Source organism: Streptomyces sp. NPDC001292 (genome assembly GCF_042896465.1).
Lineage (GTDB): Bacteria > Actinomycetota > Actinomycetes > Streptomycetales > Streptomycetaceae > Streptomyces.
This window is the reverse complement of the sequence record NZ_JBIAXG010000048.1, coordinates 22,830-36,979: the sequence shown is the minus strand read 5'-3', so window position 1 is coordinate 36,979 and position 14,150 is coordinate 22,830. Positions and strand designations below refer to the sequence as shown.

Below are 14,150 nucleotides of genomic sequence, written 5' to 3'. Positions count from 1 at the left end.
GAGACACCATGCCTTTCCCTTCAGACTTGGACATCGCGCGCGGCGCCGCTCTCAAGCCGCTGGATGACATCGCCGCCGAGATGGACCTTCCGGCGCACCACCTCGAACCATATGGACGCGACGTCATGAAGATCGGGCTGGGCGCGATCGAGGAGCTGGCCGAGGCGCCGAAGGCCAAGTACGTCGTGGTCAGTGCCATCACCCCGACCCCGCTCGGTGAGGGCAAGACCACCACGACCGTCGGTCTCGGCCAGGGGTTCAAGCACATCGGCAAGCGTGCCACGGTCGCCATCCGGCAGCCGTCCATGGGGCCGACGTTCGGCATCAAGGGCGGTGCGGCGGGCGGCGGCTACAGCCAGGTCGTGCCGATGGAGTTGCTCAACCTGCATCTCACCGGCGACATGCACGCCGTCACAGCGGCCCACAACCTGCTCGCCGCCGTGATCGACAACCACTTCTTCCAGGGGAACCAGCTCAACCTGGACCAGCACAACATCACGTGGCGCCGTGTGCTCGACGTCAACGACCGCGCACTGCGCAACATCGTGGTCGGCCTCGGTGGTCAGGGTGACGGCATACCGCGGCAAACCGGTTTCGACATCACGGCCGCCTCGGAGGTGATGGCGGCGCTGGCGCTGACCACGTCGCTGGAAGATCTGCGGGAGCGGCTCAGCCGGGTCGTGGTCGGCTACGACGGGGACGGCGCACCGGTGACCGCCGAACAGCTCAAGGCCGCCGGCTCGATGACCGTGCTGCTGCGGGAGGCGATCAAGCCGAATCTGTTGCAGACCCTGGAGAACACACCGGTGCTGGTGCACGCCGGGCCGTTCGGCAACATCGCGACCGGCAACTCCTCGGTGGTCGCCGACCGGATCGGCATACGGACGGGCGACTTCCTGGTCACCGAGGCCGGATTCGGCGCCGACATGGGCGCCGAGCGGTTCTTCAACATCAAGTGCCGCGCCTCGGGGCTCTCCCCCGACGCCGCGGTCGTGGTGGCCACGGTCCGGGCGCTCAAGGCGCACTCCGGCAAGTACCGCATCGTGGCGGGCAAACCCTTGCCGCCGGAGCTGCTGCAGGAGAACCCCGAGGATGTCGCGGCGGGCGCGGCCAACCTGCGCAAGCAGATCGAGAACATCCGGCTGCACGGGGTGTCGCCGGTGGTGGCGATCAACGCCTTCCCGGACGACCACGCCTCGGAGCACGCCGTCATCCGGGAGATCGCCGAGGAGATGGGGGCCCGTGCCGCGGTGTGCACCAACTTCGCCGAGGGTGGCCGAGGTGCGGCCGAACTGGCCGAGGCGGTGGCGGAAGCCGCGGAGGAGCCCACCGACTTCCGCTTCCTCTACCCCGACGAGGCGACGTTGAGGGAGAAGATCGAGACGGTGGCGACGAAGGTGTACGGCGCGGCCGACGTGCAGTACTCGCCGCAGGCCCAGAAGCAGCTGGCCACCTACGAGCGGGCCGGCTTCGGCAAGCTGCCGGTCTGTATCGCCAAGACGCACCTGTCGATCTCCTCCGACTCGAAGCTCAAGGGCGCCCCGACCGGCTGGACCCTGCCGGTGCGGGAGGTACGGGCCTCCGTCGGAGCCGGCTTCGTCTACCCCATCTGCGGCGACATGCGCACCATGCCGGGGCTGGGGAGCTCGCCCGCGGCGTCCCGGATCGATCTCGACCCGACCGGTGCCGTCGTCGGTCTGTCATGACGGCGCTGGCCGACGATACAGTCGCCGGATTCCTGAACGCGCTGGCCGCCCGGACATCCGCCCCTTCGGCGGGAGCGGCCGCCGCCCTCACCGCGGGGGCGGCAGCCGCGTTGGCAGCCATGGCCGCCCGGTTCTCCGACAGCACGCAAAGCGAGTTCGCCGAGCACGCCGACCGCTTGCGCGCAGAGGTGCTCTCGTTGGCCGATGCCGACGGCGTCGCCTACGCCGCCGTGCTCGAGGCGGTACGACTGCCCCGCACCACCCCCGACCGGCGGGAGCGGATCGGACAGTCCCTCCTGGCCGCCACAGAGGTTCCGCTGCGCATCGCCGAGAAGGCGGCCGAGATCGCGACCTTGGCGGCACGGACCGCGGTCGCGGGCAACCCGCGGCTGAGCGGAGACGCGCAGGCGGGAGCCCTGCTTGCGGAAGGAGCGACCCGGGCGGCCGCGCGCATCGTGTGGATCAACCGCGACCTGGGCGGACTCGACGCAACCTGTACGGAGCGCGCCGAGGGGTGTCTCAAGGTGGCGCGCCAGGCGGTGACCGCAGCAACGGGGAGTACACCATGAGCGCACATGTCATTGACGGTCGCCGATATGCCCGCGACCTCCACGATTCCCTCACCGCCGAGGTGAGTTCACTGGTGGCGCAGGGCGCACGGCCCGGCTTGGCCACGATAGTCGCCGGGGACAGCTACCCGGCGCACGCCTACGAGCGCAGAGTCCGGCGGCTGGCCGAGGAGCTGGGTGTCCACTACGTACGGGAGCACCTGCCGCGGGACGTCGCGGAGGCGGACGCCGTCTCGGTGGTCGGCAAGCTGGACGCGGATCCGCGCGTGTCCGGGATCCTGATCCTGCGCCCGCTCCCGCCGCAGGTGTCGGAGGCGGCGCTCTACCGCGCGCTGGACCCGCTCAAGGACATCGAGGCTGTTCACCCGGTCAACGTCGGCCTGCTCACCCTGGGCAGACCCCGGTTCGTGCCTTCGACGCCGGCCGCGGCGTTCCACCTGCTCGACCGCTATCTCCTCGAGTCGGGCCAGACCCCGGCGGCGGTGTACCAGAGCAGCAATGTGGTCGTGGTGGGGCGGTCGGCCAACGTCGGCAAGCCCGCACTCACCCTGGCGATGGAGCGCGGTGCGACCGTCCTGTCCTGCGACGTGCACAGCTATTCTTCCGGGCTGCTCTACCGGCACACCAGGATCGCCGACATCCTCGTCGTGGCGACCGGCGTGCCCGGGCTGATCCACGGCGACCACGTCAAGGACGGCGTGATCGCCGTGGACGTCGGCATCAACCCGGTGGTGAACCCGGGTACCGACCAGGTTCGACTGGTGGGGGACGTGGACTTCCCGTCGGTCGCCGCGAAGGCTCGGGCGATCACCCCGGTGCCGGGCGGCGTCGGTCCGATCACCGACGTGTGGCTGCTGCGCAACACGGTCGCCGCGGCCCGGCTGCAGCTCAGCGTGTCCACGGCCCGCCCGCTGCTGGAGGGGCTCAGCCTGCTCACCCCGGACAGTCAGCTGGCCCGTGCCGGCACCGGCTGACGACCCACAACCACACGGCGTTGAAAATGGTGCACCTTTGTTTCACTACAGGGTTTACACCTCGGACCGAAAGGAAGCATGCTCTAGCTCACACATCCACCCATCGACCAGCGCCGGACACACGCCGCGCCCAGGACCCCCTCGCGTCGACGCGATGTCCGTAAGGAGTGGCCATGCTGGATGCCCGCAAGACAGAACGCCTCCGAACCGAGTACCGGAACCGCCAGGTCCGCTGGGGCTTCATCTGGGCACTGTGGTGCGCGGTGCTCTGGGGTGCGTGGTATGTACCCGGGTCCGCGATCTATACCGAGGCGCCGTTCGTCGACCTCGTCGACTCCACCGGCAAGCTCCTGCTCGCCTCGATGGTGGTGGCGTTCCTCAACGCGCTCGCCGTGCTGGCCGCGATGTTCCTGTGGGTCGGTGTGCTGGGCAAGGGACGCGAGTACGTCCGCACCCTGCGGCAGACGCGGATCTCCCGGTGGTACCTCCCGGCCGGGCTGGCGGGCGGGCTGGCCGTCTTCGGCTCCTACGTCGCGATCGTCTACGTCGGCGCCCAGTTCGCAGCGGTCGCGGGACTGCTCTACCCGATCATCGGGGCGCTCGTGGCCCGCGTCTGGTACCACGAGCGGATCACCCCCCGCGCCGCGGTCGGGATCGTCGTGATCGTGGCCGGTGGCGTGGTGATCTTCACGCCCGGTCTCATCGGCGAGCTGACCGGCACCGGGACCGGCGGATGGATCGGCTACCTGGCCGGAGCGGCCACGTTCATCGGCTGGGGCCTGGAGGGCGCGATCGCGGGCAGGGCACTGGACGTCAGCGATCCGGACGTCGGCCTGACCCTGCGCTTCACCTTCGAGGTCGGGTTGTGGCTGCTGGTCGCCGTTCCGGTCACGGTGTTGCTGGCCGGAGACGCCTTCCTGACCGCTCTCGGCAGGGCGCTGACCAGCCCAGCGGTCTGGCTGATGCTGGTGTTGATGGGCGTGACCTTCGCCTTCTGTTACGTGTCCTGGTACAAGTCCTTCCCGCTCATCGGGGTCGGCCGCGGTCAGGCGATCGCCGCGCTCTACGGTCCGCTCGCCCTGCTCTGGCTGTTCGCGTTCACCCACAAATGGCCGGGGACGGAGTTCGTGATCGGTGCCGCCATCGCCGTAGCGGGCAGTTTCATTCTGTTCACCGAACGACGCGGGATCCTGGAGATCGTCCGCGCCGTGCCGGCACGGCAAGTGCGGGCGGACGCGGTCGTGACCGAACGGAGCGACCATGCCTGATCTGCCCATCAAGGGATACATCCTGCAACTCGTCGAACGCAACGGACCGCAGTGGGACTACGACATCACCGCCGAGGTCCTACGCGCGTACGGCCTGTCCGGCAGGTACTGGTACGGCACGGTGCGGCTCACCCTGACCGACCTGTTCTCCGGCGGACTGCTCGACGAACTGGACAGCACCGTCGACCTGGACAAGTCGTCCGGCGAGGAGCGGCTACTGGTCAAGTTCGGCCTCAACGACTTCGGCCGGACCCGGATGGTCCAGACCGGACTGCTGGAGGCACACCGATGATCGAGTTCTTCGCATGGGGACGGATCGGCCTGATCCTGGCCGTCGTGCTCTTCCTCGGCCTTCCCGCCCTGGCCCTGTACCACGCACGCACGTTCGTCAGGAAGCTCTGAGCGTCCGTCACTTCGGGGTTTTTCGAACGCGCGTGGAGAGCAATGCCTCAAGCCGCATCTCGGTCGAGGTCCGGCGACCGGCGTCGTGAAAGCAGGGGTCCCGTTCGCCTCGTCCAAAGCCGCCGTCGCGAGCCGCGGGTCGCGTCGCCGCCCCGACCTGCCTCACAGCGGGCCTCGCGGCATTCGTCGCCGATCCGGTGGGCGTACTCCTCGCAGGTGCCCGCGATCCGGTCGGAGCGCTCGAGGCGGAACTCGCTCGCGTCGAGGAAGCACCGGGCTCTGATTCAGTGGCTGTGGCCGTGCCGCACGCGGTGTGCGCCACGGCCACAGCGACGCGCGCACATCCCGGCCGGCCAAGCCGTATTCATTGAAAGGAAAGGCAATGACGGAGATCGGCATCCGCCCGAGACTGGTGTTGCCGGGGTTGATCCCCCGGGAACCGGGACTTGAGACCTACTGGGTGCGGCCCGGGAGCATCACGGCCGTCGCGTTGTCGCCCGGCGACCGGATCACCGTGATCGACCGCGCGGGCAGGCAGATTGCGGAGTTGACCGCGATCGGCATGCGCCACCGCGCCGCGGCCGCGCTCGGGGTGTCGGCCGATGCCCCGGCCAGTCTCGTGCGGTCCCTGGCCGACCGGCCCGGTGAGGCCGGGTCAAACGTACTCGCCCTGCTCACCGCCCACGGGATCGCCCCGTCCGACGCCACGGCCGTCCGGCTGTTCGGCGAATGGTCACCCGCGGGAGCCCGGGAGACCTTCACCGCCGAGGAGCACGTCCACGTGCTGGTCGGCGCCCCGGCCGGCGCCATGTCGGTGGAGGACGACTCAGCCAATCCCCCGTCCGAACTGCTGATCGAGGTCCGCCGTGCGGCGCCGAGGCCGCGGACGGAGCCGGCCCTGCCGGAGCCGCTCGCCGAACCGATCCTGGATCTGCGGATCGATGCCGCGACAGCCCGTAGCTACCGGGTGAAGGAGGGGCAGTTCATTCAGATCATCGACGTGGAGGGACGGCAGTGCTCGGACTTCCTCGCCTTCCACGAGCGTCGTCTCGAGGCAGGCATCGAACGGGGGCTCGACTCGACCACGACGCGCTATTTCATGGGCAAGGCCTACCCGCAGCCCGGTCTGCACGGGAAGTTCTACGACCAGGACGCCCAGCCGCTGGTCGAGATCGTCCGTGACACGGTGGGCAGGCACGACACCTTCGGCCTGGCCTGCAACGCCAAGTACTACGAGGATCTCGGCTACCCGGGACACGTCAACTGCACGGACAACTTCAACGCCCAGCTCGAGCGGTACGGCATTGCCCGCAGACGCGGGTGGCCGGCCCTGAACCTCTTCTACAACACCGCATTCGACGACGCGAACCTCCTGGTCTTCGACGAGCCGTGGTCGCGGCCTGGGGACTACGTCCTCATGCGAGCGATGACCGATCTGGTCTGCGCCTCCTCGGCATGCCCGGACGACGTCGATCCGTCAAATGCCTGGGTGCCCACCGACGTTCACGTGCGTGTTTACGATGCGAAACGGAAGTTCTCCATGGCCATCTCCCACCGGGTCACCCCGGACTCCGAGGCGAAACTGACCAAGCAGACGGGGTTCCATCCGAGGATCTCGGCACTGACCAAGCAACTCACCGAGTACCGTGGATACTGGCTTCCGTCCAGTTTCGACAACCACGGTGCCCTCGAGGAGTACTGGGCGTGCCGGGAACGCGTGGCGGTGATGGATCTCTCCCCGCTGCGCAAGTTCGAGGTCCTCGGGCCGGACGCGGAGGCCTTGTTGCAGGCCACCGTCACCCGCAACATCCGCAAGCTCTCACATGGCCAAGTCGTCTACTCGGCGGTGTGCAACGAGACCGGCGGCATGATCGACGACTGCACGGTCTTCCGCCTCGGCGACACGAACTTCCGGTTCGTCGGGGGCGACGACTACGACGGCATCTGGCTGCGCCGGCAGGCCGACCGTCTCGGCCTGGACCGCGTATGGGTGAAGGACTCCACCGATCAGCTGCACAACATTGCCGTGCAGGGACCGGCGAGCCGGGAGCTGCTGAGCGAGCTCATCTGGACCCCGCCCACCCAGCCCGACTTCACCGACCTGACCTGGTTCCGGTTCGCGATCGGCCGGATCGGCGACCACAACGGCATCCCGCTGATGGTCTCCCGAACCGGCTACTCCGGTGAGCTCGGATACGAACTGTGGGTGCACCCCCAGCACGCCCCCGCCCTCTGGGACGCAGTGTGGGAGGCGGGGAGACCCTACGGCATGCTGCCGCTCGGCCTGGACGCACTCGACATGCTGCGGATCGAGGCGGGGCTGGTGTTCGCCGGCTACGACTTCTGCGACCAGACCGACCCGTTCGAGGCGGGCATCGGGTTCACCGTGCCCCTCAAGACCAAGGAGGACGACTTCGTCGGCCGGGAGGCGCTGCTGTCCCGCAAGGCGCATCCGCAGCGGACACTGGTGGGCCTGGAACTCGCGGGCAACGAACCGGCGGCCCACGGCGACTGCGTCCACGTCGGACGCTCGCAGGTGGGAGTGGTCACCAGCGCCACCCGCTCCCCGGTTCTGCGCAGGAACATCGCACTGTGCCGGATCGCGGTCCAGCATGCCGAGCCCGGCACCGAGGTGGAGGTGGGCAAGCTCGACGGTCACCGCAAGCGGATCCCCGCCCAGGTCGTGCGCTTCCCCTTCTACGACCCGGAGAAGATCCGTCCGCGGAGCTAGCAACAGGCAATGTTCACCCGTTGAGGAGCGGCGCCTGGTGGGTGCTCCGAGGGTCACCCTGCTCGGAGAGCTTGAGGGAGTGCCGGCCGGAAGCCCTCGTACTGGACGTACCCGGGCTTCCGGCCGGTGCGGCGAGTGGGGGTTCCCCTGCTCGAAGAGCTTGGGGGAGCGTGCCGGGGCACTCACGAACTCTTCCCGATGAGGGTGGCCCGTTCCCGCACCAGACTCGCCGCGGCGCGCATGGCTCGCGGGGTGAAGCGGGCGGCGGGACCCTGCACGCCGATGATCGCCACCAGGCGCCCCACGCAGTCCAGGGCCGGGGCCGCCACGGCGTTCAACTCCGGCTCACGCTCGCCGAGGCTCTGGGCCCATCCCCGGGCACGGACGTGCTCGACCTCCTGCTCGAGGTCGGCTCGATCGGTGATCGTCCGGTCGGTGTAGGGCACGAGTTCCCCGTCGGGCAGTGTGCCTCCCCATGCCAGGAACACCTTTCCCACGGCCGTGGCGTGGGCGACACTGTTGCGCCCGATGGCCGCCACGCTGCGGACCGACGCCTCGCTCTGCGCGTAGTCGACCGTCAGGACGTCGTATTCTCCGGGCATCGACAGGGTCGCCGTCTCGCCGGTCAACTCGGTCAGCTCCTCCAGGTACGGCCGCGTGAGCGCCCGGAGGTCCAGGTTCTCGCGGGCCGCGCCGGCCAGTTGCAGGATCCGGATGCCGAGCCGGTACCGGCCGCTGGCGGGAAGATGCTGCACGAGCCCGCCCTCCACGAGGGTGGAGAGCAACCGGGACACCGTGCTGACGTTCACCCCGGCGCGGCGGGCGATTTCGTTGGTGCCGAGATCGCCGTGTGCCTCGGCAAGCACGTCCAGCACCGCGATGGCCCGTTGCACCGCCTCGACCTGCCGGACGGCTGGTTTCCCTGTCCTCGCCACCGCGGCTCCTTCGGAGTTTTCATTTCCAAGAGGGCAATAGTATCCGCTCAGCCGCCCCGGGCGACCCACGCAGCCATCGGTCGGCACCCGCTGCGGGGCGCGCCGCCTTGTGCCGGAATCCCTCCCATTCCGGCCTGGGGCGCCGATGGCGCCATGTTCCCCCGTCCGCGCCCGGCCGCACAGCGCGGCACCCTGCGGGATCAATCCGTAGTACCGCGGTTGGCCACCCCCACACCGCGTTGGGCGAACGTGACGGGCGGACAGGTCGTCAGGTCGCGCCCGAGGCAGCTGAACCACCCTCACGACGCCTCCCCAACTGGGACCGCCGCCAGGGCCTGGCTCTGACCACCCGTCACGCACTAAAATCGAATATGGAGATTGCATCTCCATGACGGCAATTCCGTGCGCCAAACTCAGAGGTGAGCAGTGTGACCCAGCAGCAGGCGAAATACGTGATCATCGGTGCCGGCATTCACGGACTGTCCACGGCGTGGCATCTCGCCCGACGCCTGAAGGCCACCGGACGGGGCAGCGGCAGGGACGTCCTCGTCATCGACAAGACAGGTATCGCCGCGGGCGCGTCGGGCGTCGCCTGCGGGGTCATCCGGAACAACTACTTCCAGCCCGCCATGCGCGAACTGATGGCGCATTCGGTCGACGTCTGGGAATCCGATCCGGAGGCCTTCTCCTACCATCCGGTCGGCTATCTGCAGATCGCCCCGGAGGCGATGCGGGCCGACGTGGGGCAGATCTACGCCGAACAGCAGGCGATCGGCTACACCTCCGAACTGATCGACGGCTCCAACGCCTGCCGCACCTATCTGACCGGCCTGTTCGCCGACTGGCAGGCACCCGGGGTGTCCGCGGTGCTGCACGAGAAACGTGGCGGCTACGCCAACAACGTCGCCTCCCTGCAGGGCCTTGCGGACAAGGCCTTCGGCGAGGGCGTGACCATCCGGACGCCGGTAAGGGTGACCGGCCTGTCGATCGACGGCGGCGCGGTGACGGCGGTGCAGACGGACACCGGCGACATCGCCTGCGAGCATCTCGTGGTCGCCGTGGGCCCGTGGGTGCGGGACATCTGGGCGATGCTCGACCTGCCCAGCCACATCCCGGTCGCCCTGCCCGACGGAACCGTCCGGCAGAACGTGCCGATGTGGACCTACTGGGCCCTGCAGGAGGGCACGCTGGACACGGACCCGCACGAGTTCACCGACAACCACGGCAACCTCCCCCCGGTCGTGCACATCGACTCCAGCGAACCGCTCTTCGACGACGTCGACGGAAGCCTCGTCACCGACCAGATGTGGGGCGTCTACTACAAGCCCGACTTCTCCTTCGGGGGTCTGCAGGGCGGCGCGTCGCCGCAACGACTTGACCGGCCCGCCGCCGCCATAGCCGTCGACCCCTACGGCCCTGAGAGCCCGGAGTTCGCCGTCGGCGAGGACTTCATCCGGATGTGGACCTCCGCGCTTGCCCACTGCCACAAGCGCTTCGAGGGCAAGCGAGCGCTCTACCGGCGCGAACCCTCCGGCGGAGTGGGCGCGTTCACTCCCGACAGCTTCCCGGTGTTCGACACCTTCCGCCAGAACGCCTACGTGATCGCCGACGCCAACCACGGCTACAAGATGATCGGGGTGGGCGCGCTGGTGGCCGAGGAGCTCACCGGTAGGCCGCAGGCGCTGCTCGAGCCGTTCCGGTTCTCCCGTTACACCACCGGAAAGCTGCACCCCACCAGCAACTCCCCGTTCCCCTGGAGCTGACGGTGGCCGCGGTGCCAGACGCACCGGGGACCTGGCCGGGGCGCACCGGCCAGGTCCTGGTCGTGCAGCATCAACCGGACTGCCCGCCCGGGTACGTGGGAGAACGCCTCGTCCAGCGGGGCGCACGCATCCACCTTGTCGACGCGCACTGGCCGGCGCTGCCCGATCCGCGGGCCTACGACCTCGTCGTTTCCCTGGGCTCCTATGAGTCGGCCGACGACGACTCCCTGCCGTCGGTGCGCCGGGAGTACGACTTCATCGCCGCGGCGGTGGCCTGCGACGTGCCGGTGTTCGGCATCTGCTTCGGAGCGCAGTTGCTCTCCCGCGTCCTGGGTGGCCGGGTGCACCGAGCGGCTGAGGGGCCGGAGATCGGGTGGATCTGCGTCGAACCGGCGGCTCGGCAGGACGGCCCGGCGACCGGAACCCTGTCCGTGCCGCCGGGCCCCTGGATGATCTGGCACTTCGACGTGATGACCACACCGGAAGACGGCGTCGAACTCGTCCGCACCGCGGTGGGGGCCCAGGCCTTCGCCTTCGGGCCGCACGTCGGTGTGCAGTTCCACCCGGAGGCCGAAGTGGACAGTGTGCGGTCCTGGGCCCGGCACTACGCGTCCACCCTGCGCCGGACGGGAATCGGCGAAGCCGAGTTGCTCGCCCGGACCGTCGCGCTCGCGCCGGAGGCGCGCCGACGCGGCCACGCGCTGACCGACCACGTCGTCGACCGGGCGTCCTCCTACGCCGTCGGCTCCTGAACGCGCCGCTCGGGCGGGGTCCGTCGCCGTACCCCGCCCGAGCAGCTGGTCACGAGTTGTCACGAGTGCTCGTGGTCGGACAGGAACGTCCCCATCGAGTCGTCGAGCTCCTTCCACCACTCGGTGTGGTGCACAGGGGCCACGGTGCCGGTGCACGGCGAGGAGAAGGAGCGGTCGCGGTAGCCGGTGATGCTCTCCTCCTTGTGGTGCTCCCAGGTGCGGAAGTGCTCCCGGGTCAGGTCGATGTCGAAGCTGGGGTAGTCGACCTCCTTGTACAGGTCGGCCGTGTACTCGGCCTGGAAATCGATCTCGTCCAACGGACCGTCGCAGGCGGCGAGTTTGCTCCGCCACTGCTCGATGTCGGCGGCCATGTCCTGCCGCGACGGTATCGAGACCCGGCCGAGCACGTAGTCGCGGGCGTACCAGGCCTGACCGTCGAACATGGTGAAGGTGTAGTACTGGTCCTGCATCCCGAGGTACATCATCCTCGGGTTGTCGATCCAGAAGATGCCCTTGTAGAGGTTCTCCGTGTACAGCACGTTGTCCGTGCGCAGGCGGAGGTCATCGGCGATGAAGCCCAGCGAGTGCTGGTAGCCGGTGCAGAGCACGATCGCGTCGACCGGCTGGCTCGTCCCGTCGACGAAGTGGGCGGTGCTGCCCACGACCCGGTCCAGCAGGGGCACCTCCTTGATCCCCTCCGGCCACGAGAAGCCCATGGGCTTGCTGCGATAGGAGATCGTGACCGAGGAGGCACCGTACTTCCTGGCCTGCAGCGCGATGTCCTCCGCCGAGTAGCTGCCGCCGATCACCAGGAGGTTCTTGCCCGCGAACTCCTGTGCGTCCCGGAAGTCGTGGGAGTGCAGGATGCGCCCGGGGAACCGGTCGAATCCCTCGTAGGAGGGCATGTTCGGGGTCGAGAAGTGTCCGGTTGCGACGATGACGTAGTCGAACTCCTCCGTCCGGGTCGTGCGATCCTCCCGGTTCTCCACGGTCACCGAGAACTTCCGCGTCGCGTCGTCGTGGGAGATCCTGCGCACGGCCGTGTTGAACCTGATGAACTGGCGTACGTTGTTCTTCTTCGCGCGGCCGGTGATGTAGTCGTAGAGCACCTCCCGGGGCGGGAACGACGGGATCGGCTTGCCGAAGTGCTCGTCGAAGGTGTAGTCGGCGAATTCAAGACACTCCTTCGGCCCGTTCGACCACAGGTAGCGGTACATGCTCCCGTGCACCGGATCCCCGTACTCGTCAAGACCGGTGCGCCAGGTGTAGTTCCACAACCCTCCCCAGTCGCCCTGCTTCTCGAAACAGACGATCTCCGGCACGTCAGCACCCTGCGCCCGCGCTTCCTCGAAGGCGTGCAACTGCGCGAGGCCGCATGGCCCGGCGCCGACGACGGCAACGCGTGCTGCCATCTGGTCCTCCTCCACCTGTTCCACTGTGACCCGGCCGCATGTTTCTTAAAATGAGACGTTGTTCACTAACAGTGGATAGTATCGAGGTGACTACGGAATGTCCAGGGAAACCACGAGCACAGGAGGTCGGATGAGCGCAAGCGTGATCGACGGGGCGAAAATCGCCAGGAGCGTCCGGGAGCGGGTCGCCCGCGAGGTGGCGGAGCTCCCGACGCCGCCGGGGCTGGCCACCGTCCTGGTCGGCGACGACCCGGCATCGGCGATCTACGTGAGCAGCAAACGCAAGCAGTGCGTGCAGGCCGGGATCCGCGACCTCCACCGGCATCTGCCGGGTGACATCACGCAGGAGGAACTGGCCGATGTGATCTCCGAACTCAGCGCCGATCCCGCGGTGTCGGGCATCCTGCTGCAGTTGCCACTGCCCGACCACCTCGACGCGGGGGCGCTCATCTCCCGGATCCACCCGGACAAGGACGTGGACGGACTCACCGAGGTCAGCGCGGGACGCCTGGCCACCGGACGCCCCGGACTGCGCCCGTGCACCCCGTCCGGGGTGATCGAACTACTCGACGCAGCGGAGATCCCGATCACGGGCGCCGAAGCGGTCGTGGTCGGACGTTCACCGCTGGTGGGCAAACCGCTGGCGCAGCTACTCCTGCAGCGGGATGCCACCGTCACCGCGTGCCACTCCCGCACCGAGGAACTGGCTGCGGTCTGCCGCCGCGCCGACATCCTCGTGGCGGCGGCCGGCGTACCCCGCCTCATCGGAGCCGACGCCGTCAAGCCGGGCGCCACGGTGATCGACGTGGGGATCCACCGGAGAGAGGGCCGGCTGTGCGGCGACGTCGATTTCGACACGGTCCGTGAGGTCGCGGGCACCATCACTCCCGTCCCGGGCGGCGTGGGCCCGATGACCATCGCCATGCTGATGGCCAACACCGTGACCGCGGCGAGGCGGCAGTCCACACGGGCCGGATCACCCAGCGGCCCGGCGTCGTCCGCGTGACCGACCGTGGGCAGGCACGACCCGACGTCTTGATGGCGGAGGAACCGCCGGAGATCGGGGCCAGGCGCCGCCCCCTCGCGGTGACCATGCGGGCCCCGGGGCAGGACCGAGGTGGTCGGCTGGTACTCCGCCAAGGCCGGTTGCCCGCCCGGAGCGGAACGCCGGGCGCCCGCGCCTCGCGCCTGCTGCGGTAGCGCCACAGGTAGGACAGTGGGGATTCCTCCCCCGCCGCGGGAAAGCCGCCATGAGCAGACTTCAGCCGTGACCGAGACCCAGGGAGTTGAGCACGATGAACCGTCGTCCGGGGGGGGATCGTGGGTGGCGCCATGACGGACAGGGGCAGGAGATTCTTCCTCGTCGACCGGGTGCTGCCCACGGTCGGCGAGTCCGATCTGCAGGCCGCACAGCGCGCCCTCGACGAAGCGGGCAGGCGCCTGACTGCCGATGGGGAGTGGGTGTGCTGCGTGCACAGCACCTACGTGCCCTCCCAACGTCGCTGGCTCTGCCTGTTCACCGCGTCCAGCGCGCAAGTGGTCAGGCTGGCGCACGAGATCGCCCAGATCCCGGTCTCCCGCGTCGACGATGCGTTCGAACTGCCCGTCGAGCACGGGCAATCCACCTGAGCGGCACAG

At 68.9% G+C, this 14,150-nt stretch carries 12 protein-coding genes; 10 read left to right on the top strand and 2 right to left on the bottom strand.

The genetic code is table 11. The features are described 5' to 3' along the window. Positions 1-8: 8 nt before the first annotated feature. The 6 genes from ACFY4A_RS34980 (at position 9) to ACFY4A_RS34955 (ending at position 7,650) form a co-directional block, all read left to right on the top strand. Positions 9-1,706: a formate--tetrahydrofolate ligase gene (locus ACFY4A_RS34980; protein ID WP_390833342.1), complete on the top strand. Its 1,698-nt coding sequence runs from the start codon at positions 9-11 to the stop codon at positions 1,704-1,706. Further along, entirely contained in the window at positions 1,703-2,275 is a 573-nt protein-coding gene (locus ACFY4A_RS34975) for a cyclodeaminase/cyclohydrolase family protein (protein ID WP_390833341.1), read from the top strand. The genes ACFY4A_RS34980 and ACFY4A_RS34975 overlap by 4 nt, the downstream gene beginning before the upstream one ends. Further along, positions 2,272-3,249: a bifunctional 5,10-methylenetetrahydrofolate dehydrogenase/5,10-methenyltetrahydrofolate cyclohydrolase gene (locus tag ACFY4A_RS34970; protein WP_390833340.1), complete on the top strand. Its 978-nt coding sequence runs from the start codon at positions 2,272-2,274 to the stop codon at positions 3,247-3,249. Before ACFY4A_RS34975 ends, ACFY4A_RS34970 begins: the two co-directional genes overlap by 4 nt. Before the next feature lie 173 nt (positions 3,250-3,422). Next, positions 3,423-4,517: an EamA family transporter gene (locus ACFY4A_RS34965; protein WP_390833339.1), complete on the top strand. Its 1,095-nt coding sequence runs from the start codon at positions 3,423-3,425 to the stop codon at positions 4,515-4,517. Next, on the top strand, positions 4,510-4,809 hold the full coding sequence (locus ACFY4A_RS34960; protein ID WP_390833338.1) for a hypothetical protein: 300 nt from the start codon (positions 4,510-4,512) through the stop codon (positions 4,807-4,809). The genes ACFY4A_RS34965 and ACFY4A_RS34960 overlap by 8 nt, the downstream gene beginning before the upstream one ends. A gap of 492 nt (positions 4,810-5,301) precedes the next feature. Continuing rightward, on the top strand, positions 5,302-7,650 hold the full coding sequence (locus ACFY4A_RS34955; RefSeq protein ID WP_390833337.1) for a DUF1989 domain-containing protein: 2,349 nt from the start codon (positions 5,302-5,304) through the stop codon (positions 7,648-7,650). A 182-nt stretch (positions 7,651-7,832) separates the two neighbouring features. On the opposite strand, the gene ACFY4A_RS34950 is transcribed toward ACFY4A_RS34955, so the two are convergent. Continuing rightward, the gene (locus ACFY4A_RS34950) at positions 7,833-8,585 is read right to left on the bottom strand and encodes an IclR family transcriptional regulator (RefSeq protein ID WP_390833336.1); all 753 of its coding nucleotides are present in this window, start codon (positions 8,583-8,585) and stop codon (positions 7,833-7,835) included. A 428-nt stretch (positions 8,586-9,013) separates the two neighbouring features. Between ACFY4A_RS34950 and ACFY4A_RS34945 the strand changes: the two genes are divergently transcribed. Beyond that, positions 9,014-10,348, top strand: coding sequence for an NAD(P)/FAD-dependent oxidoreductase (locus ACFY4A_RS34945; protein ID WP_390833335.1), 1,335 nt, complete (start codon positions 9,014-9,016; stop codon positions 10,346-10,348). An 11-nt stretch (positions 10,349-10,359) separates the two neighbouring features. Continuing rightward, positions 10,360-11,100, top strand: a complete 741-nt coding sequence (locus ACFY4A_RS34940; protein ID WP_390833334.1) for a type 1 glutamine amidotransferase — start codon at positions 10,360-10,362, stop codon at positions 11,098-11,100. A 59-nt stretch (positions 11,101-11,159) separates the two neighbouring features. Here ACFY4A_RS34940 and ACFY4A_RS34935 read toward each other — a convergent pair whose 3' ends face one another. Next, a complete protein-coding gene (locus ACFY4A_RS34935; RefSeq protein ID WP_390833333.1) occupies positions 11,160-12,512 on the bottom strand; it encodes a flavin-containing monooxygenase in 1,353 nt (450 codons plus the stop codon). A 130-nt stretch (positions 12,513-12,642) separates the two neighbouring features. Here ACFY4A_RS34935 and folD point away from each other — a divergent pair, with 130 nt between their 5' ends. After that, a complete protein-coding gene (gene folD / locus ACFY4A_RS34930; RefSeq protein ID WP_390833332.1) occupies positions 12,643-13,518 on the top strand; it encodes a bifunctional methylenetetrahydrofolate dehydrogenase/methenyltetrahydrofolate cyclohydrolase FolD in 876 nt (291 codons plus the stop codon). Between the two features lie 326 nt (positions 13,519-13,844). Next, positions 13,845-14,141, top strand: a complete 297-nt coding sequence (locus ACFY4A_RS34925; RefSeq protein ID WP_390833331.1) for a nickel-binding protein — start codon at positions 13,845-13,847, stop codon at positions 14,139-14,141. Positions 14,142-14,150 lie beyond the last annotated feature (9 nt).

Excerpts from the sequence above, each read along its gene's own strand:
- ACFY4A_RS34980 (WP_390833342.1), top strand. The coding sequence starts at position 9 with ATGCCTTTCCCTTCAGACTTGGACATCGCGCGCGGCGCCGCTCTCAAG.
- ACFY4A_RS34975 (WP_390833341.1), top strand. The coding sequence starts at position 1,703 with ATGACGGCGCTGGCCGACGATACAGTCGCCGGATTCCTGAACGCGCTG.
- ACFY4A_RS34970 (WP_390833340.1), top strand. The coding sequence starts at position 2,272 with ATGAGCGCACATGTCATTGACGGTCGCCGATATGCCCGCGACCTCCAC.
- ACFY4A_RS34965 (WP_390833339.1), top strand. The coding sequence starts at position 3,423 with ATGCTGGATGCCCGCAAGACAGAACGCCTCCGAACCGAGTACCGGAAC.
- ACFY4A_RS34960 (WP_390833338.1), top strand. The coding sequence starts at position 4,510 with ATGCCTGATCTGCCCATCAAGGGATACATCCTGCAACTCGTCGAACGC.
- ACFY4A_RS34955 (WP_390833337.1), top strand. The coding sequence starts at position 5,302 with ATGACGGAGATCGGCATCCGCCCGAGACTGGTGTTGCCGGGGTTGATC.
- ACFY4A_RS34935 (WP_390833333.1), bottom strand. The coding sequence starts at position 12,512 with ATGGCAGCACGCGTTGCCGTCGTCGGCGCCGGGCCATGCGGCCTCGCG.
- folD (WP_390833332.1), top strand. The coding sequence starts at position 12,643 with ATGAGCGCAAGCGTGATCGACGGGGCGAAAATCGCCAGGAGCGTCCGG.
- ACFY4A_RS34925 (WP_390833331.1), top strand. The coding sequence starts at position 13,845 with ATGACGGACAGGGGCAGGAGATTCTTCCTCGTCGACCGGGTGCTGCCC.